General features: G+C 71.3%; 25 protein-coding genes. 15 read left to right on the forward strand and 10 right to left on the reverse strand.

Features of this window, described 5'->3' with window-relative positions:
• Positions 1 to 4: 4 nt before the first annotated feature.
• From EXW95_RS10045 to EXW95_RS10055, 3 genes are read right to left on the reverse strand one after another with little or no spacing between them, the layout of a single operon-like run.
• Positions 5 to 1,306: a thymidine phosphorylase gene (locus EXW95_RS10045; RefSeq protein ID WP_174367346.1), complete on the reverse strand. Its 1,302-nt coding sequence runs from the start codon at positions 1,304 to 1,306 to the stop codon at positions 5 to 7.
• 46 nt (positions 1,307 to 1,352) lie between these two features.
• A complete protein-coding gene (locus EXW95_RS10050; protein WP_174367347.1) occupies positions 1,353 to 1,802 on the reverse strand; it encodes a (4Fe-4S)-binding protein in 450 nt (149 codons plus the stop codon).
• A complete protein-coding gene (locus tag EXW95_RS10055; RefSeq protein ID WP_174367348.1) occupies positions 1,799 to 2,788 on the reverse strand; it encodes a YafY family protein in 990 nt (329 codons plus the stop codon). The genes EXW95_RS10050 and EXW95_RS10055 overlap by 4 nt, the downstream gene beginning before the upstream one ends.
• Before the next feature lie 86 nt (positions 2,789 to 2,874).
• On the opposite strand from EXW95_RS10055, the gene EXW95_RS10060 reads away from it, so the two are divergent.
• The 6 genes from EXW95_RS10060 to EXW95_RS10085 all read left to right on the forward strand — a co-directional run bounded on the left by EXW95_RS10060 (position 2,875) and on the right by EXW95_RS10085 (position 5,978).
• A complete protein-coding gene (locus tag EXW95_RS10060) occupies positions 2,875 to 3,366 on the forward strand; it encodes a DinB family protein (protein WP_174367349.1) in 492 nt (163 codons plus the stop codon).
• Between the two features lie 3 nt (positions 3,367 to 3,369).
• The gene (locus EXW95_RS10065) at positions 3,370 to 3,939 is read left to right on the forward strand and encodes a DinB family protein (RefSeq protein ID WP_174367350.1); all 570 of its coding nucleotides are present in this window, start codon (positions 3,370 to 3,372) and stop codon (positions 3,937 to 3,939) included.
• A gap of 111 nt (positions 3,940 to 4,050) precedes the next feature.
• Positions 4,051 to 4,587: a DinB family protein gene (locus EXW95_RS10070; RefSeq protein ID WP_174367351.1), complete on the forward strand. Its 537-nt coding sequence runs from the start codon at positions 4,051 to 4,053 to the stop codon at positions 4,585 to 4,587.
• The gene (locus EXW95_RS10075) at positions 4,584 to 5,105 is read left to right on the forward strand and encodes a DinB family protein (protein ID WP_174367352.1); all 522 of its coding nucleotides are present in this window, start codon (positions 4,584 to 4,586) and stop codon (positions 5,103 to 5,105) included. The genes EXW95_RS10070 and EXW95_RS10075 overlap by 4 nt, the downstream gene beginning before the upstream one ends.
• Positions 5,106 to 5,128: 23 nt before the next feature.
• Entirely contained in the window at positions 5,129 to 5,578 is a 450-nt protein-coding gene (tsaE, locus tag EXW95_RS10080; RefSeq protein WP_174367353.1) for a tRNA (adenosine(37)-N6)-threonylcarbamoyltransferase complex ATPase subunit type 1 TsaE, read from the forward strand.
• 46 nt (positions 5,579 to 5,624) lie between these two features.
• Positions 5,625 to 5,978 (forward strand): DUF2089 domain-containing protein, encoded by a 354-nt coding sequence (locus tag EXW95_RS10085; RefSeq protein ID WP_119673891.1) that lies wholly within the window; start codon positions 5,625 to 5,627, stop codon positions 5,976 to 5,978.
• A 192-nt stretch (positions 5,979 to 6,170) separates the two neighbouring features.
• Here the strand turns inward: EXW95_RS10085 and EXW95_RS10090 are convergent, their stop codons facing one another.
• From EXW95_RS10090 to EXW95_RS10100, 3 genes are read right to left on the reverse strand one after another with little or no spacing between them, the layout of a single operon-like run.
• Positions 6,171 to 6,530 (reverse strand): tRNA-binding protein, encoded by a 360-nt coding sequence (locus EXW95_RS10090; RefSeq protein WP_174367354.1) that lies wholly within the window; start codon positions 6,528 to 6,530, stop codon positions 6,171 to 6,173.
• A gap of 13 nt (positions 6,531 to 6,543) precedes the next feature.
• A complete protein-coding gene (locus tag EXW95_RS10095; RefSeq protein WP_174367355.1) occupies positions 6,544 to 7,074 on the reverse strand; it encodes a GNAT family N-acetyltransferase in 531 nt (176 codons plus the stop codon).
• A gap of 60 nt (positions 7,075 to 7,134) precedes the next feature.
• A complete protein-coding gene (locus EXW95_RS10100) occupies positions 7,135 to 7,830 on the reverse strand; it encodes a Crp/Fnr family transcriptional regulator (protein WP_046843873.1) in 696 nt (231 codons plus the stop codon).
• 205 nt (positions 7,831 to 8,035) lie between these two features.
• On the opposite strand from EXW95_RS10100, the gene EXW95_RS10105 reads away from it, so the two are divergent.
• From EXW95_RS10105 to EXW95_RS10120, 4 genes are all read left to right on the forward strand, one after another.
• Positions 8,036 to 9,871 carry an acyl-CoA dehydrogenase C-terminal domain-containing protein gene (locus tag EXW95_RS10105; protein WP_174367356.1) on the forward strand — a complete coding sequence of 612 codons (1,836 nt, stop codon included), beginning with the start codon at positions 8,036 to 8,038 and terminating at the stop codon, positions 9,869 to 9,871.
• Between the two features lie 289 nt (positions 9,872 to 10,160).
• The gene (locus tag EXW95_RS10110) at positions 10,161 to 10,793 is read left to right on the forward strand and encodes a YceI family protein (protein WP_174367357.1); all 633 of its coding nucleotides are present in this window, start codon (positions 10,161 to 10,163) and stop codon (positions 10,791 to 10,793) included.
• 50 nt (positions 10,794 to 10,843) lie between these two features.
• A complete protein-coding gene (locus EXW95_RS10115; RefSeq protein ID WP_174367358.1) occupies positions 10,844 to 11,389 on the forward strand; it encodes a DM13 domain-containing protein in 546 nt (181 codons plus the stop codon).
• Between the two features lie 37 nt (positions 11,390 to 11,426).
• Positions 11,427 to 11,987: a peroxiredoxin gene (locus tag EXW95_RS10120; protein ID WP_174367359.1), complete on the forward strand. Its 561-nt coding sequence runs from the start codon at positions 11,427 to 11,429 to the stop codon at positions 11,985 to 11,987.
• Positions 11,988 to 12,021: 34 nt separating this feature from the next.
• On the opposite strand, the gene EXW95_RS10125 is transcribed toward EXW95_RS10120, so the two are convergent.
• The 3 genes from EXW95_RS10125 to EXW95_RS10135 form a co-directional block, all read right to left on the reverse strand.
• A complete protein-coding gene (locus tag EXW95_RS10125; protein ID WP_174367360.1) occupies positions 12,022 to 13,770 on the reverse strand; it encodes a vanadium-dependent haloperoxidase in 1,749 nt (582 codons plus the stop codon).
• A gap of 108 nt (positions 13,771 to 13,878) precedes the next feature.
• Positions 13,879 to 14,394 carry a hypothetical protein gene (locus EXW95_RS10130; protein WP_174367361.1) on the reverse strand — a complete coding sequence of 172 codons (516 nt, stop codon included), beginning with the start codon at positions 14,392 to 14,394 and terminating at the stop codon, positions 13,879 to 13,881.
• Between the two features lie 73 nt (positions 14,395 to 14,467).
• Positions 14,468 to 16,264 carry a stalk domain-containing protein gene (locus EXW95_RS10135; RefSeq protein ID WP_254605583.1) on the reverse strand — a complete coding sequence of 599 codons (1,797 nt, stop codon included), beginning with the start codon at positions 16,262 to 16,264 and terminating at the stop codon, positions 14,468 to 14,470.
• 141 nt (positions 16,265 to 16,405) lie between these two features.
• Between EXW95_RS10135 and ftsH the strand changes: the two genes are divergently transcribed.
• Positions 16,406 to 18,265, forward strand: a complete 1,860-nt coding sequence (ftsH, locus tag EXW95_RS10140) for an ATP-dependent zinc metalloprotease FtsH (protein ID WP_174367362.1) — start codon at positions 16,406 to 16,408, stop codon at positions 18,263 to 18,265.
• Between the two features lie 56 nt (positions 18,266 to 18,321).
• On the opposite strand, the gene EXW95_RS10145 is transcribed toward ftsH, so the two are convergent.
• Entirely contained in the window at positions 18,322 to 19,077 is a 756-nt protein-coding gene (locus EXW95_RS10145) for a DsbA family oxidoreductase (RefSeq protein ID WP_174367363.1), read from the reverse strand.
• A 236-nt stretch (positions 19,078 to 19,313) separates the two neighbouring features.
• On the opposite strand from EXW95_RS10145, the gene EXW95_RS10150 reads away from it, so the two are divergent.
• The 4 genes from EXW95_RS10150 to EXW95_RS10165 all read left to right on the forward strand — a co-directional run bounded on the left by EXW95_RS10150 (position 19,314) and on the right by EXW95_RS10165 (position 24,019).
• Positions 19,314 to 21,035: an N-acetylmuramoyl-L-alanine amidase gene (locus EXW95_RS10150; RefSeq protein ID WP_174367364.1), complete on the forward strand. Its 1,722-nt coding sequence runs from the start codon at positions 19,314 to 19,316 to the stop codon at positions 21,033 to 21,035.
• A gap of 71 nt (positions 21,036 to 21,106) precedes the next feature.
• Complete coding sequence (locus EXW95_RS10155; protein ID WP_174367365.1) at positions 21,107 to 21,475, forward strand: MGMT family protein; 369 nt, start codon at positions 21,107 to 21,109, stop codon at positions 21,473 to 21,475.
• A gap of 74 nt (positions 21,476 to 21,549) precedes the next feature.
• Entirely contained in the window at positions 21,550 to 22,125 is a 576-nt protein-coding gene (locus EXW95_RS10160) for a cytochrome c (RefSeq protein WP_174367366.1), read from the forward strand.
• Between the two features lie 79 nt (positions 22,126 to 22,204).
• Entirely contained in the window at positions 22,205 to 24,019 is a 1,815-nt protein-coding gene (locus EXW95_RS10165; protein ID WP_174367367.1) for an ABC transporter ATP-binding protein, read from the forward strand.
• Positions 24,020 to 24,026 lie beyond the last annotated feature (7 nt).

Raw genomic sequence — 24,026 nt, forward strand, 5'->3', positions numbered from 1 at the left:
CAACTCAGAACACGCGGTCGAGGATCAGCGGTTCCGGCGCGGGGGCCTGGGCGCTGATGGTCAGGCCCTCGGTGAGGAGGCGCTGGGCGGCGTCCAGGCCGCGCGCGTCACGGTGGTAGATGCGCAGGACGGGTTCGCCCGCCTGGACGGCCTCGCCGGGTTTACGCAGGAGTTCCACGCCCACGCCGTGGTCGATGGCCTCGCCCTTGCGTTCGCGGCCGCCACCCAGCACAAGCACGGCGCGGCCGACGCTCAGGGCGTCGATGCCCGCCACGAAACCGGATTCGGGGGCGGTCACGTCGGCCCGGCCGGGCGCCACGTCGAACTTGCTGATGTCGTCCACGTAGGTGGCGTCGCCGCCCTGCGCCTCAATGAACGCTCGGAACTTCGCCAGGGCACTGCCGTCGGTCAGGGTGGCGCGCGCGCGGGCCTCGGCGGCGGCTTCATCCTCACCCTGGGCGGCCAGGGCTTCTACGGCCAGTGCCACGCACAGTTCGGTCAGGTCATCCGGCCCCTCGCCGCGCAGGGTCGCCAGAGCCTCCAGGACCTCCAGGCTGTTCCCGGCCATGTGGCCCAGCGGGGTGTCCATGTCGGTCAGCACGGCGCGCACCTGCCGCCCGGCGCGGTTGCCGATGTCCACCATCGCGCGGGCCAGGCCGCGCCCGGCGTCCAGGGTGCGCATGAACGCCCCGGCACCCACCTTGACGTCCAGCACGACGGTGTGCGCGCCTGACGCGAGCTTCTTGCTCATGATCGAGCTGGCGATCAGCGGCAGGCAGTCCACGGTGGCGGTCACGTCCCGCAGCGCGTACAGTTTCCCGTCCGCCGGGGCGAGGTCCTTGCTCTGGCCGACCAGCGCGAGGCCGATCTCGCGCGCCTGCGCGATGAAGCGGTCCTCCTCCAGTTCGCTGGTCCAGCCGGGAATGCTCTCCAGTTTGTCGATGGTGCCGCCGGTGTGCGCCAGCCCACGCCCGCTCATCTTGGCGACGGTCTGCCCCAGCGCGGCCAGCATGGGCGTCAGGATCAGGCTGGTCTTGTCGCCCACGCCGCCCGTGGAATGCTTGTCCACCGTGCGCGGCAGGTCGCCGAGGTTCATCAGGTCGCCGCTCTCGGCCATGACCATGGTCAGGTCAGCCGTCTCCTGTTCGGCCATGCCGCGCAGGAACACGGCCATCAGCCAGGCGCTCATCTGGTAGTCGGGCACGTCGCCGCGCGTGTACCCCAGCACCAGGGTCTCGAGTTCCTCGCGGGTGTGCTGTTGGCCGTCGCGTTTCTTACGGATCAGGTCGGGAATGATCGCGGTCATAGGCCAGTTTACGTCCCGTGGACAGGAAATCGTCCCGGCGTGCGCCTCAGCTCTCGTCCGCCTCGCCGCTGGTCCAGCCGACCTTCGCGTGCGTGCCGTCGCAGTAGGGTTTGTTCCCGCTATGGCCGCAGCGGCACAGCGCGGCGCGCACGTCCTTCCTCTCGCCGCCGGGCGTGTCGATCACGAGGTTCCCCTTGATCATCAGGGGACCGTCGGGGCTGGGGGTGATGGTGGTGGTCTCGTCGGGCATCTCAGCCTCCTGTCCATCCAGGACGTAGTGCAGCGCCCCGGTGGGGCAGGTGCGGACGACCGCCGCGACCGCGTCGGCCCCGGCGCTGGCGGGCTGAATCCACGGGCGGGCCTTCGGGTCGAACACGTCGGGCAGCCCGCGCACGCAGTTGGCGACGTGCAGGCAGCGCCGCGCGTCGTAGTACACCGTGATGCCGGGCGCCGTGTACGCCTTCCCCTGCGCGAGGTCCTCGTTGGTGGGGGTCATGCCCCAGTGTACGCAGAGTCCGTAGGTCCGGGCTGGGTCGCGCTGGCGTGGGCGGCGCAGCGTTCGGCCAGCCGGGCGAATTCGGCGCGCAGTTCCGGGGGGCTGTCCACGCGGAAGTCGCAGTCCAGGCCCAGCAGGAATGCCGCGAAGCCGCTCAGGCCCTCGCGGGTGGTGGTCAGGCGCGTGCCGTGCGCGTCGGAGCGCACCTCCGTACCCCAGGTGGACACCCGGCCGCGCAGGTCCTCCGGGAGGCAGTCCAGCCACACGCTGATGGCGTAGGTGGGTTTCGGGGCGCGCAGCGTGGAGCGCAGGTACGCGGCCGCGTCGAAGTCGGGCTCCCTCGTGAAGTGGCGGGCCTGCACGGTCAGGGCACTCATGCGGTCCAGCCGGAACGACCGCCGCGCGCCGCGCAGGTGACAGTGCGCGACGGCGTACCAGCGGCCCTCCAGATGCACCACGCGGTGCACGTCCGCGTCGCGGCGGGTCTCGGGGGCGTCGGGGGCGGCGTACGTGAAGGTGACGGTGCAGGCGTCGCGCACGGCGCGCAGCAGCGCCGCGAGCAGGTGCGCGTCGGTGGGCGCCACCCAGGGGCCGGTGTCGAACTGCACGCTGCCCTCCAGCGCGAGCATGTCGGCGCGCAGGTCGTGCGGGAGGCTGCGCGACAGTTTCGCGCTGGCGGCCTGCGCGGCAGGGGCCAGGGCGTGCAGGCCCAGGTGGCGCAGGGTCCGCAGGCCCAGCGCGGCGGCCAGCGCCTCCTCCGGCGTGAACATCAGCGGGGGCAGGCGGAACCCCGCCTTGAGGCGGTACGCGCCGCCCACGCCCCGGCGGCCCTCGACGGGAATGCCGAGGTCCTGCAGGCGGGCGACGTAGCGCTGCACGGTGCGGGGGCTGACCTCCAGGCGGCGGGCGAGGTCGGCGCCGCTGACCTCCTCGTGGGCCTGGAGGAGTTCCAGCACGGTCAGTACCCGCATGCTCGGGTCGTACATGCCTTCAGGGTAACTGGAATTGACGTCACATCCTGACGGGAATCCACGTTACGCTGGGGGCAGATTCAACCCCAGGAGGTTCCACCATGACCGCACCCGCCGCGTCCGTTCCCGCCGTGTCCCCCGCGCTGTCCATTCCCGACTTCGTCGCTCACTGGCAGGGGCACCGCGCCCTGACCCGCCGCGTCATCGAGGCCTTCCCCGACGATCAGCTGTTCAGCTTCAGCCTGGGCGGCATGCGGCCCTTCGGCGCGCAGGCCACCGAGATCCACCTCGTGGACGCCATGACCGTCACCGCCATGCGCAGCGGCGAGTGGCCCGAACCCGACTGGACGAGCGGCCCCACCGACCGCGCCGGCCTGCTGGCCGCCTGGGATGAGGTGAGCGCCGAACTGGAACAGCACGGCCCGCACACCGACCCCGCCTTCTTCACCCGCATGCACGCGCTGCCGTGGGGCGAGATGCCCGGCTGGGTCGCCGCGATCTACGCCGTGGACAACGAAATCCACCACCGCGCCCAGGGGTACGTGTCCCTGCGCGCCCTGGGGATCGAACCGCCCGCCTTCTACGAGCGCTGAACCATGAACCCCGCCACGCTGTACGACCACCTGACCCGGGCGCGGCGCGACCTGCTGGGCACGCTGCGCGCCGCGCCGGAGGGCGTGCTCCGGTCGCCGCTGCTGCGCGGCGAGCGCTTCCACTCGATGCTGGACCTGCTGGTACACACCGCCGAGGTCGAGGACGGCTGGATCCACGGGGACTTCCAGGGCCTGCCGATGGTGCAGGACCGCTTCCCGGACATCGGGGCGGGCGCAGCGGGGCCTGATACGACCCTCGGTCTGGACGCCATCGAGGCGTACTGGCAGGCGGTCGAGGCGGACACCCGCGCTTACCTCGGCCACCTGACGGACGCCGACCTGGAGCGCACCGTCACGCTGGATGACTGGCCCGAGGGTCACCGGCAGTTCACGCTGAGCGGGCTGGTCTGGCACGTCCTGCTGCATGAGGTGCGGCACACCGCGCAGATCGCCGCGCTACTGCGCACCCAGGGCGTGAAACCGCCGCAGCTGGACCTGCTGTTCTCCCTGCCCGCGCTGGAGACCGGACGGTCCGCCGCCGCCTTCGTGAACCCACCCCCGGAGGACGCATGACTCCCGCCGCTTCCCCCATGCCCACGCCGCCCCCAGCTCGCCCCGCGCCGCAGCGACCCGCCACCCGCATCCGCTGCCAGCTGCCGTGACCCCCACCCCCCCGGAGACCACATGACCGACCTGACCCTGACGCTGGAGGCCTTCGCGCTGAACGCCCGCGTGAACGACTTCCTGATCGGCCGCCTGACCCCGGACGACCTGACCCTCTCGGACGGGCGGGGCGGCATGACTGTCGCGCGGATGCTCTCGCATATGGGCGCGTCGCGCGGCGGATGGCTGCTGGAGATGGCACCCGGGTTCGCGGCGTCCACGCTGGCCCTGACCGGCGGGGAAAACCCGTGGCGCTGGCATACCACCGACCCCGCCCTGCTCCGTGCCATGCTGCGTGCCGGGGACGAGGCCGCCCTTCAGGCCGTGCAGGCGCACGCGGCGAGCGGCACCCCGTTCGCCGACCCGCACGGCGCGGGCACCTTCCACACCCGCCCGGCGCTGTTCCTGACGTACATGACCGTGCACGACGCGGGGCACCGGGGACAGATCGTGACCCTGCTGCGCCACGCCGGCGCCTCGCCAGAGCGTCTGGACGAGCTGGAGGACACCTGGGCCATCTGGCGCCGCCCCCTTTCCCTACCCCAGGAGACCGCATGACCGACCTGACCCTGCTGCTCGAATCCTTCCGCCGCAACGCCCGCGTGAACGACACCCTGATCGCTGCCCTGACCCCGGAGGAGTTCGCCCTGACCGACGGGCGCGGCGGGTGGACCGTCGAGCGGCACCTGCGGCACATGGCGACCTTCCGGGTGGGCTGGCTGTGGAACATGAGCCGCGACCACGCCATGCCGCTCCTGAACCCGGATGAACTGGACGCCGACGGCGACCCGCAGTGGCGCTGGGCGAACGCGCCCGCCACCGCCCTGCCCGAGGCGCTGGCCGCTGGGGACGCCGCCGCCATTAAGGCTGTGGAGGCGCACCGCGCGTCGGGCGAGCCCTTCGCCGACCCCTGGAACGAGGGTACGTACCAGAGCGACCCGGCGCACTTCCTGATGCACACCATCGTGCACGACAGCCATCACCGTGGGCAGGTCATGAGCCTCCTGCGTCAGGGGGGCCGCACGCCCGAGCAGATGGACGCGCTGGACAGCCACTGGGCGATCTGGCGCGAGTAGGCGCCCGGCGCGATACTGGGCGCATGAGCGTCACCCCTCCCCTGCCCCTGAGCCCCGGCGAGTCCCGCGTCCTGCGCGGCCTGAGTGAACAGCAGGCCCTCGGCGCGGCGCTGGCCGGGGCGCTCCCGCCGGGAAGCGTGCTGTTTCTGGAAGGTGAACTGGGTGCCGGGAAGACCAGCCTCACGCAGGGGCTGGTGGGCGCGTACGGCTTCACCGAGCCGGTCACGAGCCCCACGTACGCGCTGATGAACGTGTACCCCGCGCCGGGCGGTCAGGTGCTGCACGTGGACGCCTACCGCGTGCGGGACGTGCAGGAACTGTTCGAGATGGACCTCGAGGAGCTGGTGCGCGGCAGTCGCGTCAGCGTGATCGAGTGGGGCGAGGGCCTGTACGCCGAGTACCCGGACGCGCCGATCCTGCGTCTGGAGCACCAGCCGGACCCGGAGACGCGCCTCGTGACCCGCATTCGCTGAGCACCGCGACCCGGAGGGCACCGTGGGCGGGGCGTACAGTGGGAGGATGCGGCCCCTGCCCCTCCCCTTCCCCGACGAGACCGAGTCCCCGCTGGTGACCGAGCTGCGCTTCCCGACGAGTGGCGTGACGGTGCGCGGCGTGTTCGAACTGAACGAGTTCGCGGTCCTCACGCCGGACAACCTGGAGTTCCTGCGGCTGTACATCCGCGTGCGCGGCAACCTGAAGGAGGTCGAGCGGGTCCTGGGCATCAGCTACCCCACGGTCCGGGCGCGCTTCGACACGCTGCTGCGCGCCATCGGCTACGAACCCGAGCAGGCCGACCCGCAGGCCGAGGTGCTCGCCAGCCTGGAACGCGGCGAGATCACCCCCGACGAGGCCGCCCGCAAACTGCGCCGCTGAGCGGGGACACTGGGCTGTGAAGGGGCGGCCAGCGCGGCGCCCACACCCCACACCCATTTCACGGATTCCGTTTGTTTCGTTGGCACATCGGAAGATCACCGATCTGCCAACTCCACGTCCGGAACCCGCTTCACTCCTTCTCGCATCCGCTCGGGTTGAAAGATTTTGCAAACCTTTCAACCGGAGTCGATATCAGAACACCTTGCTGCCCAGTTTCGCGGCGTGCAGCGGGACCAGGGGGGTGGCGTCGCCGCTGGGCGCGCCGGGCAGCTGCACGCCCAGGATCAGCACCTCGGACACGCTGTCCCCGACGGGGCGGGGCTCGAAGTTCAGGACGCCCAGCACCTGCACGCCGATCAGTTCTTCCGGCGTGTGCCCGGTGAAGCGCCCCACACTGACGCGCGTGCCGTACTTCCCGAAGTCGACGGTCAGGCGGTAGGCGGGCTTGGGGGTGCCGGGGGCGGGTTCGGCGTTCAGGACGCGGCCCAGGCGGATGTCGAGCAGGTCGAGGCTCTGGGCCGGGCTGACGGTGGGTTTGAGGTCGGTCGCCATGAGGCCGAGCCTGTCACGTGGGCGCACCCACGAGGGGCGTGAGGTCTGACCAGCCCATGCGGAGTTCACGCAGGGCGCCGTCCTGTTTCTCGCCGCACTCGTGGGCGCCCTGGCGGGCGTACCAGTGGCGGGTGGGGTTGGTGTCCAGCACCCACAGGGCGAGGCTGGCCGCGCCGCGCGCCTGCATGGCCTGCGCCGCCTGCCGCAGCAGGTCACGCCCGGTACCTGCGCCCTGCGCGGCTTTCAGGCTGTAGAGGGTGAAGAGTTCCGCGTCGAAGTCCGGGTGGTCACGCGGGACCCCGGCGGACGCGAAGGCCACGATTCCGGAGGCGTCCTCGGCGACGAGCACCACGTCCTGCCCGGCCGCGATGTTGCCCGTCCAGAACGCGGCGCGCTGCGCCTGCATGTCGGGGCTGGTCATGCGGTCCAGGAAGTCGGCGGGGATCAGGCCCGCGTACGTGTCCCGCCAGCTCTGGACGTGCACGGCGGCGATGCCGGGGGCGTCGGCGGGCGTGGCGGCGCGGATCAGGGGCGTGCGGGACATACGGCAGCATAAATGTGCGCCGCCCCGGAAGGCGGCGCAGCTGCGGCGGGCGAACCCGGCTCAGTTGCCCTGTTCGATGTACTGCTTCAGGGCGTCCATGCGCACGATGATGGGCGTGCGGGCGCGGACGATCGCGCCTTCCTGCTTCAGTTTGCCCAGGCTGTGGCTGACGGTCTCGCGGGTGGCGCCGACCATGCGCGCGATGTCTTCCTGGTTCAGTTTCAGGTTCAGTTCGACGCCCTGGTTGTGCGGGCGGCCGAATTCCCGTGCGAGGCGGTACAGCAGGCTGGCGACGCGTTCGGGGGCGCTGTAGGCGCTGACGGTGGCGGTCCAGGACTGCGCCTCGAACAGGCGGGCGGCCATCAGGCGGATGAGTTTCATGGCCAGTTCGGGCTTGGTCGCCAGGAGTTTCTGCAGTTCCACGCGGGGCAGGACGATCAGGGTGGTGCGTTCCAGGGCCTCGGCCTGGGTGGGGCGGCGCTCCTCGGGTTGCAGCAGCAGCTCGCCGAAGGTGTCGTGCTGCCCGATGACGCCCAGGATGGCTTCCTTGCCGTTCGGGAAGAGTTTGCTGATCTTGACGAGGCCGCTGCGCACGAAGTACAGGGCGTCGGCGGGGTCGTCCATGCGGTAGATGACCTCGCCGGGCTGGTAGGAGCGGTAGGGCGTGGTGGCCGCGACCCGTTCCAGTTCGGCAAGTTCAAGGTCGGCGAAGAGCTCCGTTCGCTTGAGGTGCCAGACCAGGCTTGGGTAGTTCATGATTCTTCACACCATACCCGAAATGTCGCGTGGGGGCGGCACGCGCCGCTGCGGCCCCCCAGGTGGCGGGGGTGCAGCGGCGGAATGGAGTGGAATGGAGATGGGGCACACATGACATTCGCCCCCGGAAGTTTTATACTCGGTTCAACTAACAGTGCCGGGTTGTGTCCACCAGCGGACGAACCCCCACCAAGGAGGACACAGAATGCCCACCTACAAGGCCCCCCTGCGCGACATCAAGTTCCTGATGAACGAACTCCTCGGCGCTCCCGAGCAGCTCGGGAAGATGCCCTACTACGCCCAGAACGAGACCGCCGACCAGGACCTCCTGGAACAGGTGCTCGACGAGGCCGCCCGCTTCGTGGAAACCGAACTGGTTCCCCTGAACGTCGTCGGCGACCGCGAAGGCTGCGTCCGCCACGACGACGGCGAGGTCACCACCCCCACCGGCTTCAAGGCGGCGTACAAGAAGTACCGTGACGCCGGCTGGCCCGCGCTGGACGCCGACCCCGCCTACGGCGGCCAGGGCATGCCCCACCTGATCAGCAACGTGCTCGTCGAACTGATGAACAGCGCCAACGTCGCCTGGAGCATGTACCCCGGCCTCTCGCACGGTGCGTACAGCGCCCTGCACGCCGTCGGCAGCCAGGAACTCAAGGACCTGTACCTCCCCAAACTGGTCAGCGGCGAGTGGACCGGCACCATGTGCCTCACCGAACCCCACGCCGGGACCGACCTGGGCATCATCCGCACCAAGGCCAGCGACAACGGCGACGGCACCTACGCCATCACCGGCACGAAGATCTTCATCAGCGCCGGCGAGCACGACATGGCCGACAACATCCTGCACCTCGTGCTGGCCCGCCTGGACGGCAGCCCCCAGGGCACCAAGGGCATCAGCCTGTTCCTGGTTCCCAAGTACATCCCCACCGCTGACGGCAAACCCGGCGAGCGCAACGGCGTGATCTGCGGCAGCCTCGAACACAAGATGGGCATCAACGGCAACGCCACCGCCGTGCTGAACTTCGATCAGGCCAAGGGCTGGCTGGTCGGCGAGATCAACAAGGGCATGAACCACATGTTCATCATGATGAACGCCGCCCGCCTCGGCACCGGCCTGCAGGGCCTCGGCCTCGGGGAAGTCGCGTACCAGAACGCCCTGACCTACGCCAAGGACCGCACCCAGATGCGCCACGAGCCCCGCGTGAACCCCGGCGAGCAGGCCGACCCGATCATCGTGCACCCCGACGTGCGCCGCATGCTCCTGACCGGCAAGGCCTACACCGAAGCCGGCCGCGCCCTGGCCATGTGGCTGGCCCTGAGCCTCGACGTGGAACACCACCACACCGACGAGAAGGCCCGCAAGGAAGCCGCCGACCTCGTCGCGCTGCTCACCCCCATCGCCAAGGCCTTCATGACCGACAACGGCTTCAACATCGCCGTGCAGAGCCAGCAGGTGTACGGCGGCCACGGCTTCATCAAGGAATGGGGCATGGAGCAGTTCGTCCGTGACGCCCGCATCGGCCAGATCTACGAAGGCACCAACGGCATCCAGGCCCTCGACCTGCTGGGCCGCAAGGTCCTGATGGACGGCGGCAAGAAACTCCAGAAACTCGCCGCGACCCTCCAGGAATTCGCCGAGGAACACGAAGGCGACGAGCACATCGGCGACTACGTCAACCAGCTCGGCAAGGCCGCGCAGCAGCTCGGCAGCCTGACCATGGTCATCGGCCAGAAAGCCATGCAGGAAGGCGGAGCCGACGAGGTCAACGCCGCCGCCGTCGACTACCTGCGCTACTTCGGGCACGTCGTGTACGGCTACCTGTGGGCCCGCATGGCCAAGGTCGCCCAGGACAGGATCGACGCCGGGCAGGACAAGGACGGCTTCTACCTCAGCAAGGTGCAGACCGCGAAGTTCTACTTCGCCAAGCTGTTCCCCGAAACCAAGACCCTCGCCGCGACCATCAAGGCCGGGAACGAGAGCCTCGCCGTGGACGACCAGGCCGTCTTCGGCTGGGAAAAAGCGCTCGTCGGCGCGTAACCCCCAGCATTCCGGTCGCCCCCACCCGCGTGAAGCAGGTGGGGGCGACTTCTGATACGGACTCCGTTTGTTTCGCTGACAATCCGGAACCACACCGGGTTGCCAACTCCACGACCGGAACCCGTTTCGCTCCTTCTCGCATCCGCTCGGGTTGAAAGATTTTGCAAACCTTTCAACCGGAGTCCGGATGATTGAACCTTCCGGAACCCAGGGGCCGTATCACAGGCAGCGAGGGACCACCCGGCCCGAGCCACCCCACGTCCGGGCGTACCCGCCCAGGAGGACCCCTGTGAACCGATCAGTCATTGGCCGCCCGGCGGCCAGTGCGGCGGCCCTGTTGCCCCGCCGCGCCCCACCCCACTGGACCCGGCCCGCGCTGCTGAGCGCCACACTGCTGAGTGCCACACTGCTGAGTGCCACGCTGCTGGCCGGAGCGCAGGGCGCCGTGCGCGCCTCGGACGCCAGCGTCACGTTCGCTTACCGCGTCACGCTGATCCCCGTCACGGGCAGCGTCAACGCCCTGAGCAGCAGCGGCACCCTGGACTTCACGGACCTGCAGGCCACCCGCGCGACCGTCCGCGTGGACCTCGGATCACTGAAGACCGGCATCGCGCTGCGCGACCAGCACGCCCGCGAGGCCCTCGGCGCGGCCGAGCACCCCACCGCGACGTTCACCCTGAACCGCTTCGACGGCCCCACCCGGATCACCGCCGGGCAGACCGTCACGGGCGACGCCAGCGGCAGCTTCACGCTGAACGGCGTCACGCGGCCCCTGCGTGCCCCCGTCACCCTGACCCGCAGCGGCGAGCGGCTGAACGTCCGTTCCGCGTTCACGCTGCGCCCGCAGGAGTACGGCGTGAACGTGCGCGGCGCCGACCAGACGACCAGCGTCACCGTGAACTTCACCCTCGGCGCCCCCTGACCCGGCCCTCCCCCTCTCGCCCGCCCCACCTGCCCACAAGGAGAACCGACATGACCCTGACCCGCACCGCGCCCCTGCTGCTGACCGCCCTGATCACCCTGACCGGCTGCCGCGCCACCATGCAGGGCACCCACGACATGCAGGGCACCCACGCCATGAGCGGCGGACCCGAGATGACCGCAGGCGCCATGACCAAAGACACCATGAGTGGCGGCAGCGTGAGCGGCGACAGCATGATGAAAGGCGAGGCGATGATGAAGGCCGCGCTGAGCGGCACGTTCCGCGCGCTGCACGCCCCCACCAGCGGCAGCGTCCGCCTGGGCCACGACGCGGCGGGCCGCGTGACCGTCACGATCACCGACCTGAAGACCGAGCCCGCCCCGGACCTGCACGTCTGGCTGCTGCCCGCCGGGCCGGTCACCGACACGCCGGCGCTGCGCGACGCGAACTACGTGGACCTGGGGACCATCGAGACCAGTGTCACCAGCCGCACCCTGACCGTCCCGGACGGCGTGAACGTGGACGGGTACACCAACGTGGTCCTGTGGTGCGACCAGTTCAGCGTCGCGTTCGCCGTCGCCGCCCTGAACCCCTGACCGGCGCCGACGGGACCCGCCCGCTATCCTGCCGGGCATGACCGACCCGCATGTCCTCCCGGCTGACCTGCCCGTCCCCACTGATGACGGGGCGTGCGCGCACCTGCCCGGCCTGCGCTGGCCCGCGCAGGCGCTGCCCGGCACGGACGGCGCGGCCCATGACCTGTCGGTCCTGCCGGGGCGGACGGTGGTGTACGCGTACCCGAAGACGGCGCGGCCGGATCAGGCTATGCTGGAGGACTGGGACGTGATTCCTGGCGCGAGGGGCTGCACCCCGCAGTCGTGCGCGTTCCGGGATCATCACGCGGAGCTGCGGGCGGCGGGCGCGCGGGTGTTCGGCCTGAGCGTGCAGGACACGGCGTACCAGCGGGAGGCGGCGGGGCGGCTGCACCTGCCGTTCCCGCTGCTGTCCGACGTGGCGGGCGCGGTGCGCGGCGCCCTGCGCCTGCCGACCTTCCACGCGGGCGGCGAGGACCTGCTGCGGCGCGTGACGCTGATCGTGCGGGACGGCGTGATCGAGCAGGTGTTCTATCCGGTGTTCCCGCCGGACCGCAGCGCGCAGGACGTGCTGGACTGGCTGGCCGCGCACCCCGGCTGACCGACCGGGGCTGACCGGGTGACGGGCTGGCAGGTTAGGGGCCGAAGTGCGTGCGGGCCAGCGCGACGGCGTTCAGGCCCACGCGTTCCCCGATCACCCGCCCGGCCAGGTCGTCGGGTTCCAGGTGAATGCCGCCCCAGATGCGGGACTGCCCGGCCTGATCGGCCGCGTCGCGGTACGTCGCCCACTGCAGGCGCACGTCCCCGGTCGTGGGGGTGCGGTCCAGGCCGATGTGCCCGGCGGGAATCCGTTCCTCGCGCAGACCGCCGGGGAAGTACGCGCTGCCGGTCAGGTCGGTGAGGACCTCGGCGGCGGCGCGGCTGAACGTGGAATGCCCGGAGATGAAGCCCGGGAAGGCGGGTGTGACGAACGTGGACAGCTGGAACGGCACCCAGGTGCGGGCGTCCTCCCAGGTGACGCCCCGTCCGGGCTGCCAGCCGCGCACCAGGGTCAGGTCGCCGTCCTCGCGGATCAGGTCCGGTTCCGGGGTCAGGGTGCCGGTCTGCGCGAGGTACCGCACGAGCGTGATGGGCCGGGGGCCGTCGGTGCGGCGCTTGATGCTCCACGCGGCGATCGCGGCGTCGTGCAGCGCGCCGTTCAGTGCGAGGTACGTCTTCACGTCCCAGTCCAGGCGGCTCAGTTCGGGGCCGCTACCGCCCAGGCGACGCTGGAAGCGTGGGTCGTCCGCGACGCTGTTCGCGATGACGTTCCAGTGGCCGGGGGGCGTCTCGGCGCGTGGGCCGTCCGCCCAGTACTCGGCGATCACGCGGCCGTAGTCGGCGCGCCGGGTGAGGTTCGGCGCGTAGGGCTGCCCGGTCGCGGGGTTCAGGGTGTGCCCGCGCCCGTCGTTGTGGCCCAGGGTGTTGTTCCCGGTCGCGCCGGGGGACAGGTCCACGGTCGCGGGGTCCTGCGGGTCGAGTTCACTCTGGCGGCGCAGCACGTCCACGATCCAGCCGCGCAGGCGCGGGTCGCGGACGCTGGGGGCCGCGCCGGGGTCGGGCAGCTGCGCGGGCGCCGTTGCGAAGGGGGTCACGGCGCCCCAGTGGGCACCCATGAACACCTGCGGTCCGTCCTGCGGGATGCCGTTCTGCGTGAACGGCTGCGCCAGCAGCAGCCGCTGCCAGTGGTCGGGGTCGCGGACGGTGACGCCCCGCAGTTCGGGCCGCAGCGGGTCGTTCAGGTACGCGTAGGCGCTGGTGTCGGCGTACGCGCCGGTCTCGTTCGCGCCGTCGGTGCGGGCGGCGTCCAGCACGGTCTGCGCGACGCGGTTGCCGAACGCGGCGGGGGCCGCGCCGGTGGTGGCGGTGTCGGCGGGGTTCAGGCCCAGGTGCGTCATGTGCTGCTCGAAGCAGCGGGCCAGTCCCGGCACGACCCGCCCGAAGCGGGCCGTCAGGACGCGGAACGCCGCGTGGTTCAGCGCTACCTCGGTCTGCTGCGGCGTCAGGTTCAGTTTCTCGCGGCTGAACACGCCGGTCGCGCCGGGCTGCGAGGCGGCCCAGGTGTCGAACGTCGCGGCGGACAGGTGGTACAGCGTCCGGGCGTGCGCGGTGGGGGACGGCAGGACGCTGCGGATGCCGTGCAGGGCCAGTTCGTTCCACTGCCGCGCGGCGGAGTGACCGGGTGATTCGATCCGCGCCCAGTCGGTGGCCGTCAGGGTGCAGGTCGTCACCGGGGACGATGGCGTGGGGTCCGGCGTGAAGGGGCAGGCGGTCAACCCCAGCGTCAGGGGCAGCGCCAGCAGCGCAGACGACGCAGACGCAGATGACCCGGCGGGAAGCTTCATACGACTCACAGCTTAGCCTCATCCTGCGGGCAGCGCAGTGGCAGTTGCGCCGTCCCCGACCGGGTTCACGTCACGGCCCTCGCCTCACGTCAGGGGCGCGGCGCACCTTCACTTCACGCGCTGCATGGTGCAGGTGTCTTCTTTCCTGAGCGCGCCGGTCTGCAGGTACTCGCGGATCTCGAAGCGGTCCAGCAGGTTGCTGTTCGACTGCCCGGTCACGGTGACACCGGTCAGCACCTGTCCCACGGCGACCTTCCCCTCGGTGCGGACCACGCAGACGTACCCGTAGTCCGCGCGTCCCACCGACCCGCGCCACTGAAACGAGATGAATTCCGGGGTCTTCCCGGCCGGGCTGTACTGGAAGGTGTAGGTCATGCTGAGCAGGTTCGGGACCGACTCGGTTTTCGTGTACAGCGCGGTGCTCTTCGTCCAGAAGTCACGGGGCGGCACCACTTCCGGCACCTTCCCGGCCGAGATGGTGTCCGACAGCGACACCTTCCATTCCTGACCCGGAACGAAGATCGGGTCGGTCACGGCGGGGCCGCTCAGGCCGGGCGCGCAGGCACTCAGGGCAGGCACGAGGAGGACAGGCAGGATCAGGGTCGGGATGGGCAGGCGCTTCACGAGCGGGCAGTGTAGCGCCCGCCTGCCGGGACCGGGGCAGCCCGGCGGGAGTGGCCGACACCTCCCGGCCGCGTCAGGGGCGGTAGGTCTTGATGACGCCGCCTTCCGCTCCGGCGCGGCCCGCGCGGTAGAAGATCAGGCTGATGGGCAGGTTGCTGCCGCTGCTGGGCACGAAATCGATGTTCAGACGGTCGCTCTGGGGGCGCCACAGCAGCACGGGCTCGTCGGGTTTCAGGGCGTTGCCGCTGCGGGGCAGTTTGATGGTCTGCGTGATCGGGCCGTCCTGAATGTTCATGGCGCCCCGGTACAGGCCGCCACGGGGGCTGAGGGCCACGGCGGTCCCGGCGGCGCCGTTGACTTCCAGGTCGTACAGCACGCCGTAGTTGCCGCTCAGGCGCACGGGCTGGCCGGTCAGGACGTCGGTGCCGGTCACGGCGGGGTCCACGCGGCCGTCCCCGATGATCAGGCGGGTGGGCAGGGCGCCCAGCGTGACGCGCAGGGTGCGGACGGCGTCGGGGAAGGTGCCGCGCGTGTGGCGCCCGTCGGGTTTCAGGTACGGCAGTTGCTGGATGACCTGCGGGGTGGGCGGCAGGGTGTCGTCGAGCATCACGAACGTCAGTTCGACCCGGCCGCTGGTGCTGAGGTCCTGCATGACGTTCACGCCACTGCCCGCGCTCAGGGTGGGGCTGGCGTACACGGCGGCCGACTGGCCGGGCGCGAGGGTCAGGGTGGTGCCGCCGGTGGACGCGAAGTACTCCAGCAGCGTCACCTGCCCCAGGATGCTCTCGATGCGGGTGGGGGCGGTCTCGCCGAGGCGTTCGCTGCGGACCTCGACGGGTCGGCTCTCGAGGTTGCGCGCGACGACGTACAGCCGCGCGGCGCGGCCCAGCCCGTTCAGGTGGTACCCGAGCAGGCGGGCGCGACCGGTCACGCTGTCCTGGTACAGGACGCCGCTCTGGTCGGGAATTTCGGGGCTGTCGCTGAACAGCAGCGGGTAGCTGGGGCTGGCCTGCGGGCTGATCAGCGCGGCGGGGTAGGTCAGGATCTGCGGGTCGGGGAAGGCGTCGCCGGGCTGCGCGTACTTCAGGGCGTACGTGAGGGGCGTGTCGATGGGTTGCCCCTCGACGCGGATGGTGCGGGTGAACGGCTGGCTCTGGAGGCCGCGGCTGTTCGTGACGGTCAGCGTGACGGTGTACGTGCCGGGCTGGAAGTACGCGTCCTGACGGCCGGTCCAGCGGCGGGCGGTGATGTCCGCGCCGTCCGGGTCGAAGGGGTACTCGGTGTACACGACGCGTTCGCCGGGCGCGTAGGTGTTCTTGTCGGTGCTGAAGCGCGCCTGGGGGCTCATGGGGTTCCCGCCGTCGCGCAGGGCGGTCAGGGTGAAGGTGCGGTCGTCGCCGGACAGGTTGCCGTTCAGGGCGTCGGCCAGGGCGCGGGCACTGACGTACGTGACCAGCCCGACGCTGGCGACGGTCCCGGTGGGCTGCGCGCTGCCGTTCAGGGTGGCGGTGTTGCGGCGGGTGTCGAGGCTCAGCCGGGCGAGCTGCACCTGGGTGCCGCTGGTCTGCAGGGGCTGCCCGAGCAGCGCGGCGGCCTCGCGCAGCGGGAGCATGGTGCGCCCGGCGATGTTGCGCGGCGGGTTCTGCCAGCGCTGGGGCGCGCCGTTCACGTACAGGTCGGCCGAGTCGACGCTGAAGGTCAGCTGGACGCTGCCCAGGCCGGGTTGCGCGGCGCGCGCGGCGGGTGCGGTCAGCAGCAGCAGGGATGCGCCGCCCGTCAGGGGCGGCGTGAGCAGGCTCAGGGTGCCGAGCAGCGCCGTTCGGAAACGGTGGCGGCGCGAGGGATTGGAGTGCGGGCGGGCGGACAGCATCGGTAGAGTATGCCGTCTGAACCTGACGGACGTCTGCCCCGCCGGGGTGTTTCTCAGGAGTGCGTGAAGTGCGGCCCCCTGCCGGGGTGGGGTGGGGGGTGCGTTGCAGTTGCGGCCAGAGTGGGCGGCTTAGACTGTGGCATGAAGCGCGGAGCGTGGCTGTGGGTGGCCGGGGGGGCGGTGCTGGTCCTCCTGCTGGCGTGGGTGCTGTGGCCGCGCGCGCAGAGCGGCGAGCTGGACGTGACGGCGTTCGCGCGGGCGCTGGACGGCGGGCAGGTGAGAACCGCGACGATCACGTTCCAGAACGGCACGGCGGTCGTGACGGGCGCGCTGGACAGCGGGCCGTACCGCACGCGGACCCTCGCGGCGGACCCGCTGCTGAACCTGGAATCGCTGCAGGCGCGGGGCGTGAACGTGTCGTACGGCGCGCCGCCCCGCCTGAGCGTGCTGGGCGCCCTGAGCCTCCTGTTGACTCTGGCGCTGATCGTGGGGTTGATCGTGCTGCTGCTGCGCAGCCGTCAGGGGGGTGGAACGGACGCAGCGAGCACCTTCGGGCGGTCACGGGCGGCGGTGATCAGCGAAGGGCAGATCAAACTCACCTTCGGCGACGTCGCCGGCTGCGACGAGGCCAAGGCCGACCTCCAGGAAGTCGTCGACTTCCTCCGTCACCCCGACCGCTACCACCAGCTCGGCGCCCGCATCCCCCACGGCGTGCTCCTCGTCGGCCCTCCTGGCAGCGGCAAGACCCTCCTGGCCAAAGCCGTCGCGGGTGAAGCCCGCGTCCCCTACTTCAGCATTTCGGGCAGCGACTTCGTCGAGATGTTCGTCGGCGTCGGCGCCGCCCGCGTCCGCGACCTCTTCGAACAGGCCCGCAAGAGTGCCCCCTGCATCGTCTTCATCGACGAGATCGACGCCGTCGGCCGCAAACGCGGCGTCAACATGCAGGGCGGCAACGACGAACGCGAACAGACTTTAAATCAGCTCCTCGTCGAGATGGACGGCTTCTCCTCCGGGCAGGAGGTCATCATCCTGGCCGCCACCAACCGCCCCGACGTCCTCGACGCCGCGCTGCTGCGCCCGGGACGCTTCGACCGGCAGGTCGTCGTGGACGCCCCCGACGTGCGGGGGCGGGAGATGATCCTGCGCATCCACGCGCGCAAGAAGCCCCTGGATCCGAGCGTGGACCTGAGCGTGATCGCCCGGCGCACCGCCGGGATGGTCGGCGCGGACCTCGAAAACCTCCTGAACGAGGCCGCACTCCTCGCCGCGCGGTCCGGGCGCACCCGGATCACGGGCCGGGACGTGGACGAGGCGCGCGACCGCGTGCTGATGGGCCCGGAGCGGCGCAGCATGGTCGTGCGCGAGGCCGACCGGAAGGTCACCGCCTACCACGAGGTCGGCCACGCCCTTGCCGCCCAGCTCCTGCCGCACGCGGACAAGGCGCACAAGCTGACGGTTGTGCCGCGCGGACGCAGCCTGGGCAGCGCGCTGTACACCCCGGAGGACCGCATGCACTACACGCGGGCGGCGCTGCTGGACCGCATCTGCGTGGCGCTGGCCGGGCACGCCGCCGAGCAGGTCGCCACCGGGCAGGTCACGACGGGCGCCGCGAACGACTTCCAGCAGGCGACCGGGCTGGCGCGGCGCATGGTGACCGAGTGGGGCATGAGCGAGGTGGGGCAGCTGGCGCTGGCGCAGGAGAGCGGCAGTTACCTGGGCTTCGGACCGCAGCAGGGCGTGTACAGCGACCACACCGCGCAGCGGATCGACGCGGAGGTCAGCCGCATCCTGAACGGGCAGTTCGAGCGGGCGCTGACCCTGCTGACCGAGCACGCGCACATCCTGCACCGCCTGACCGACGAGCTGGTCGCCCGCGAGAGCCTCAGCGGCGAGGAGTTGCAGACCGTGCTGGCCGGGGGCACCCTGCCGCCCGTGGACCTGGGCGGGCGGCCCGAGGACGGCCCGGCGCCCAGCGGGCAGCTGACGCCCGACCCGGCCTGAACTTCACGCGAACGATGCCCCCGGACCTGTGCGCCGGGGGCGTCTGCGTTCCTGGGTCAGGCGCGTTCGGGGACGGCGCACTGGCCGTCCTCGCAGCCGTCGGCGGGGGTGTCGGTGCCGAGCATCTGGAGGGGCGCGGGGTGGGTTTCCTCCCACACCTGGTTCAGCGCGCCCAGCAGGGTCTGGGGGTCCTGCGCACCGTTGATGCCGTACTTGCCGCCCAGCACGAAGAACGGCACGCCGCTGATGCCCAGCGCCTGGGCCTGTGCCTCGTCCTGGCGGACGGCGTGGGCGTGGCGGCCGCTCAGCAGGGCCGCGCGGGCTTCGGTGCCGTCCAGGCCGACCTCCTGGGCCAGGCGGACCAGGGTGTCCAGGTCGCTGATGAGCGCACCCTCGCTCATGTAGGCGCGCAGGAGGCGTTCCTTCATGGCGTCCTGCAGGCCGTGCGCGGCGGCGTGGTGGATCAGCTGGTGCGCGGAGAAGGTGTTGCCCAGGCGGGCGCGGTCGAAGTGGTAGTCCAGGCCCTCGGTGGCGGCCACGCCGGTCATGTGGTCCATCATGCCCTGGGCGTCCTGCGCGCTGCGGCCGTACTTCCTGGCGAGGGCGTCGCGCATGTTCTGGGGGTGTTCGGCGGGCATGCCGGGGTCGAGTTCGAAGGAGTGCCAGACGACCTCGACCTGATCGCGGTGCGGGAACTGGGTGAGGGCCTGCTCGAAGCGGCGTTTGCCGACGTAGCACCAGGGGCAGGCGACGTCGGACCAGATGTCCACGCGGAGCCGGTCGGGGCTGGAGGGGGTGAAGGAGGCAGTCATGCTCTCTATTCTACTATGCTTTGTTAAATAAAGCATCGTAACAAGGTCACACTCCCCCGACTTTCCCCGCGCCAGCACGCCGGAAACCTCACAGCCCCTCATGATTCCACGCACCCGGCGGCAGCGATCATGAGACACACCGGGAAAAACGACGCACCAGTCACTCTTTTGGCTGACGACACCCCCATGAGCCGCAGCCCGGAGTTCTCACTGGCCTCCCGTACAGTAAAAGACACATGAAGCGAACAGCCATCCTGCTCTCATCTGGCCTGCTGTTCACGGTCGCGACCGTCAGCCACGCCCAGACCGCGACCCCCTTCACGCCCGGCGCCCCCGGCGTCAACCTCCCCAGCCTCGCGCCGCTGACCCCGGCACCCGCCACGCCCGACGGCGCCACCTTCGGCAGCCCCCGCGTGAGCAACCAGGGCAGCGTCACCCGCGTCGTGTTCGACCTGCCCGCTGCGCTCAGCTACACCCTGACCCCCACCTTCACCGGACTGCGCGTGGACGTGCAGGGCGCGCGCGTGCAGCCCGGCATCACCGCGAAACTCGGCGTCAGCGTCAGCGAGTACCGCGCCGGAGCCGGACAGGTCACGCTGATCACCCCCTACCCGCTGGCCCCTGGCGACGGCTGGCGCGCCAGCGAGGCCAACCTCGCCACCGGCCGCCGCGTCCTGATCCTCGAATTCGGCCCCGGCATCAGCGGCGGCGCCCTGAGCAGCGTGCGCGGCCAGGTCCTCACCAGCGCCCCCACCACCCCCGCCGCGCAGAGCGTCCTGAACGCCCCGCTGCCCGGCAGCCTCCCCCCCGGCGATCAGGTCAGCCGCAGCGTCCCCCTGCCCGCCCCCACCCTGCCGGACGCCAACCCCGCGCAGCCCAGCGCCCTGCAGGGCAGCGTCCCCGGCCCCGCCCGCCCCGCCCCGCTGGGCGCGCCCCGCATCGGCAAGAGCCCCGGCCAGACCCGCGTGGTCCTGGACCTCCCGCCGGGCAGCAGCTACCGCATCACGACCGGCCCCAGCGGCCTGAAAATCGTCCTGAACGGCGTCACCGCCGCCGCGCAGCAGGCCACGGGCGTCAGCCCCGAACTGCGCGGCTGGACCGTCACCCCCACCGCGCAGGGCGCCGCCGTCACCCTGAGCACCGCCGCGCGCACCACCGACCGCAGCGGCTGGCGCGCCCAACTGCTCCCACCCGCCGGGGGCGACCTGTCCCGGCTGGTCCTCGACCTGTCCCCCGCACTGGCCGACCGCACCCCCCTGACCGCCAGCCAGCGCACCGTGCAGGCCGTCGCGCCGCAGTTCGCCGCGCGCCCCACCGCGCTGCTGGCCCTGAGCACCAGCCTCGTGAAACCCCGCGTGGTCCTCGACCCCGGACACGGCGGGAAGGACCCCGGCGCGGTCGGCGCCGTCATCGAGAAACAGGTCACGCTGGACGTCGCGCTGCGCGTCCGCGACCTGCTGAGCGCCGCGGGCGTGGACGTCGTCCTGACCCGCGACAGCGACCGCGAACTGCACCCCGTGAAGAACACCGACCTGCAACTGCGCGCCGCGCTGGGCACCCCCGGCACCGCGCTGTTCGTCAGCATTCACGTGAACGCCCTGGACGCCTCCGCCGCCCTGCGCGGCTACGGCATCGAGACGTGGTGGAACCCCAACCACGCGCGCAGCAGCGCCCTGGCCGCGCTGCTGCAGGCGCAGATGGTGCAGCAGACCGGCGCGTTCGACAAGGGCCTGAAGAACACCCAGTCCCTGAGCGTGCTGCGCAACAGCCGCGTCCCCGCCGCCCTGGTCGAGATCGGCTTCGCCAGCCACCCCGTGGACGGGCAGAACCTGCAGGACAGCAACTACCTGGACCGCGTGGCGCTGGGCATCGCGCAGGGCATCCGCGAGGCGCTCGTCAGTGGCGTGACCGCCGACGGCACGGCCACCGAGACCGCGGCCACCGCCGCGAAACGCTGACCCGCCGTCACACCGCCACGAAACGCTGACCCGACGACCCCACCGCCCCCCTCCCCTGCCAGAATGCCCGCATGACCAGCCCCGGCACGACCACCGACCCCACCCCCGGCTTCCGCGAGCGCGTCCTGGCGCTGGTGGCCCGCATTCCCGAGGGCCGCGTCATGACCTACGGGCAACTGGCCCTGCTGGCTGGGAATCCCGGCGCGGCGCGGCAGGCGGGGTTCGTGCTGAACTCGCTGGTCGGCGGATCAGATCTGCCGTGGCAGCGGGTCATCAACGCGCAGGGCCGCGTCAGCACCCACAAGGTCGGTTTCGGGGACATGCAGGAACGCCTCCTGATGGCCGAGGGCGTGGAATTCCGGGACGGCCGCTGCGACCTCGCCACGCGGCAGTGGTGGCCCGACGAGGACCGCGCCGCGCCGCCCCAGCCGCTGCTATAGGGCGTGCGCTGCATGAAGGATTGCTCATGCAGCGCGGGATTTCTGCCCGGCTGACCGGGCGGTATGCTCCGCGCATGAACGCACCTGATTCCAGCCCGCCCGGCCCTCTCTCCACGCGGAATCAGGCCGCCCACCCCTGGGTGCGGGGCAGCGCCGCCTCCTGGGCGCTGGGGGCCACGCTGGGCGTCGTGCTGGGCGTGGGCCTGCTGATCGCCACGCCGCAGATGATGGGCAAACCCGCCGAGGCGACCCCTGCCAGCACCGCGCCCGCCAACGCCAACGAGAACGGCCCCGCCGACGCCGGCAGGAGTGAAGGCAGCGATGCGACGCCTGCGGGCGAGACGACCGGCAGCGCGGGTGAAGACCAGACCGGCGCGGAGGAGGCCGCCGGGAACGCCGAGGCCGGGCAGACGGTGTTCGCCGGGAACTGCGCCGGGTGCCACGGTGCGAACGGTCAGGGGAACATCGGCCCCAGCCTCGTGACCGCCGACGGGCCCAGGAGCTGGACGCTGGCGCAGTTCACCACCACCCTGCGCGAAGGCAAGACGCCCGAGCGTGAACTGTCCACGACCATGCCCCGCTACACCGAGGCGCAGATCAGCGACGCGCAGATCGCCGACCTGCACGCGTACATCAAGACCCTGAACTGATCCATGCGTCATTGATTCCCACGTCAAGCGCACCTGCGGCCCGCGCCCCAGGTGCGTTTCCGTACGCTGCGGGCCTCCCATGACCCAGCCCTCCCTGCCTGCCCGTGACCTGTGGCGCACCCTGCGCCTGACCCTGCCGGACCTGTGGCGTGCCCAGCCGCTCGTCACGGCGGGCCTGTTCCTGAGCGGCGCGGCGCAGGGTGCGCTGCCCGCCGTGACCATATTGATCGGGAAGTGGACGGTGGACGGCGTGAGCGGCCTGCTGGCCGGGCAGAGCGTGAACCTCCCGGCGCTGGCGGGCGCGTGGGCGGGCGCAGCGCTGCTGTCACAGGTCACGGCGACCGTCACGCAGGTCATGCAGGGCGTCGCCGCCGATCACTACACCCTGCACGTGAACCAGCGCCTGATGCGCCGCATGACCGAACTGCAGGGCCTGGACGTGCTGGAAGACCCGCAGTTTCACGACGACATCGAGGTCCTTCAGGGCGGCGCGAGTCACCGGCCGCTGAACCTGCTGTCCACGCTGGTGTACGCCCTGCGGAACGTCGTGGCGGCGATCAGCGTGGCGGCCACGCTGCTGCTGGTCGGGTGGTGGGTGCCGCTGGTGGTCGTGGCGGGCCTGCTGCCGCTGATGACGCGGCAGATGCAGTTCTACCGGCTGGGCTGGAGCCTGTTCATCCAGAAGACCCCCGAGGCGCGCGAGGTGAACTACCTGTCCCGCGTGGCGCTGCGGCACGAGTACGCCAAGGAGGTCCGCCTGTACGGCCTCGCCCCGCACCTGCAACGCGAGGCGCTGACCCGCACCCGCGCGTACCAGAACAGCCTGCGCGCCCAGCGCACGCGCGGCCTGCTGGCCCTGCTCCCCTTCGAGGCGCTGTCCCTGCTGGTCACCGGGGGCCTGTTCGCGTTCGTGGTCGCGCAGGCGCAGGCCGGGCGGGTCGGAGCGGGCAGCGTGGCGCTGGTCGTCACGGCCCTGGCGGCCCTGCGGCAGGAACTGAGCGGCCTGGCCGAGATGGGCAGCATCGGCACGCAGCACCTGAGCTGGTTCGCCAAGCTGGACGCGTTCCTGAACGCCCCCGGCGGCGTGCAGAGCCCCGCCCGGCCCCAGCCCACGCCCGCAGACGGCACGATCACCCTGGAGAACGTCAGCTTCGCGTACCGCGACCAGCCGCCCGCGCTGCGGGACGTGACCCTGACCATCCCCGCCGGACAGACCGTCGCCATCGTCGGCGAGAACGGCGCGGGCAAGAGCACCCTGATCAAACTGCTGCTGCGCTACTACGACCCCACCTCCGGGCGCATCCTGATCGGCACGGGCGCGGCGCAGACCGACCTGCGCGACCTCGACCTGAACGACTGGCGGGCAGGCGTCGCCGCCATCTTCCAGGACTTCGCCCGCTTCGAATGGACGCTGCGCGAGAACATCCTCCTGGGGCAGGCGCAGGACGACGCCCGCCTGAACGCCGCCGTGCAGGGCAGCGGCCTGAACACCGTCCTGACGGGCACCCGCACGCTCGACACCCGCCTGGGGCAGGCGTTCGGCGGCGCGGAGCTCTCCGGCGGCCAGTGGCAGAAACTCGCCACCGCCCGCGCCCTGTACAGAGGCGCCCGCGTGCTGATCCTCGACGAACCCACCGCCGCCCTCGACCCCCGCAGCGAGGCCGAGGTGTTCGGCACCTTCGCCGCCCTGGCACGCGGCCGCACCACGCTGCTCGTCACGCACCGCCTCGGCAGCGTCCTGATGGCCGACCGGGTCCTCGTCATGAAGGCCGGGCAGGTCATCGAGGACGGCACCCACGCCGCCCTCCTCGCGCGCGGCGGCGAGTACGCCGACCTGTGGGCCCTCCAGGCCCGCCAGTACGAGGATCAGCCCGGCGAGCCCGTCCCGGCCTGACAGCCAT

Source organism: Deinococcus sp. JMULE3 (genome assembly GCF_013337115.1).
GTDB lineage: Bacteria > Deinococcota > Deinococci > Deinococcales > Deinococcaceae > Deinococcus.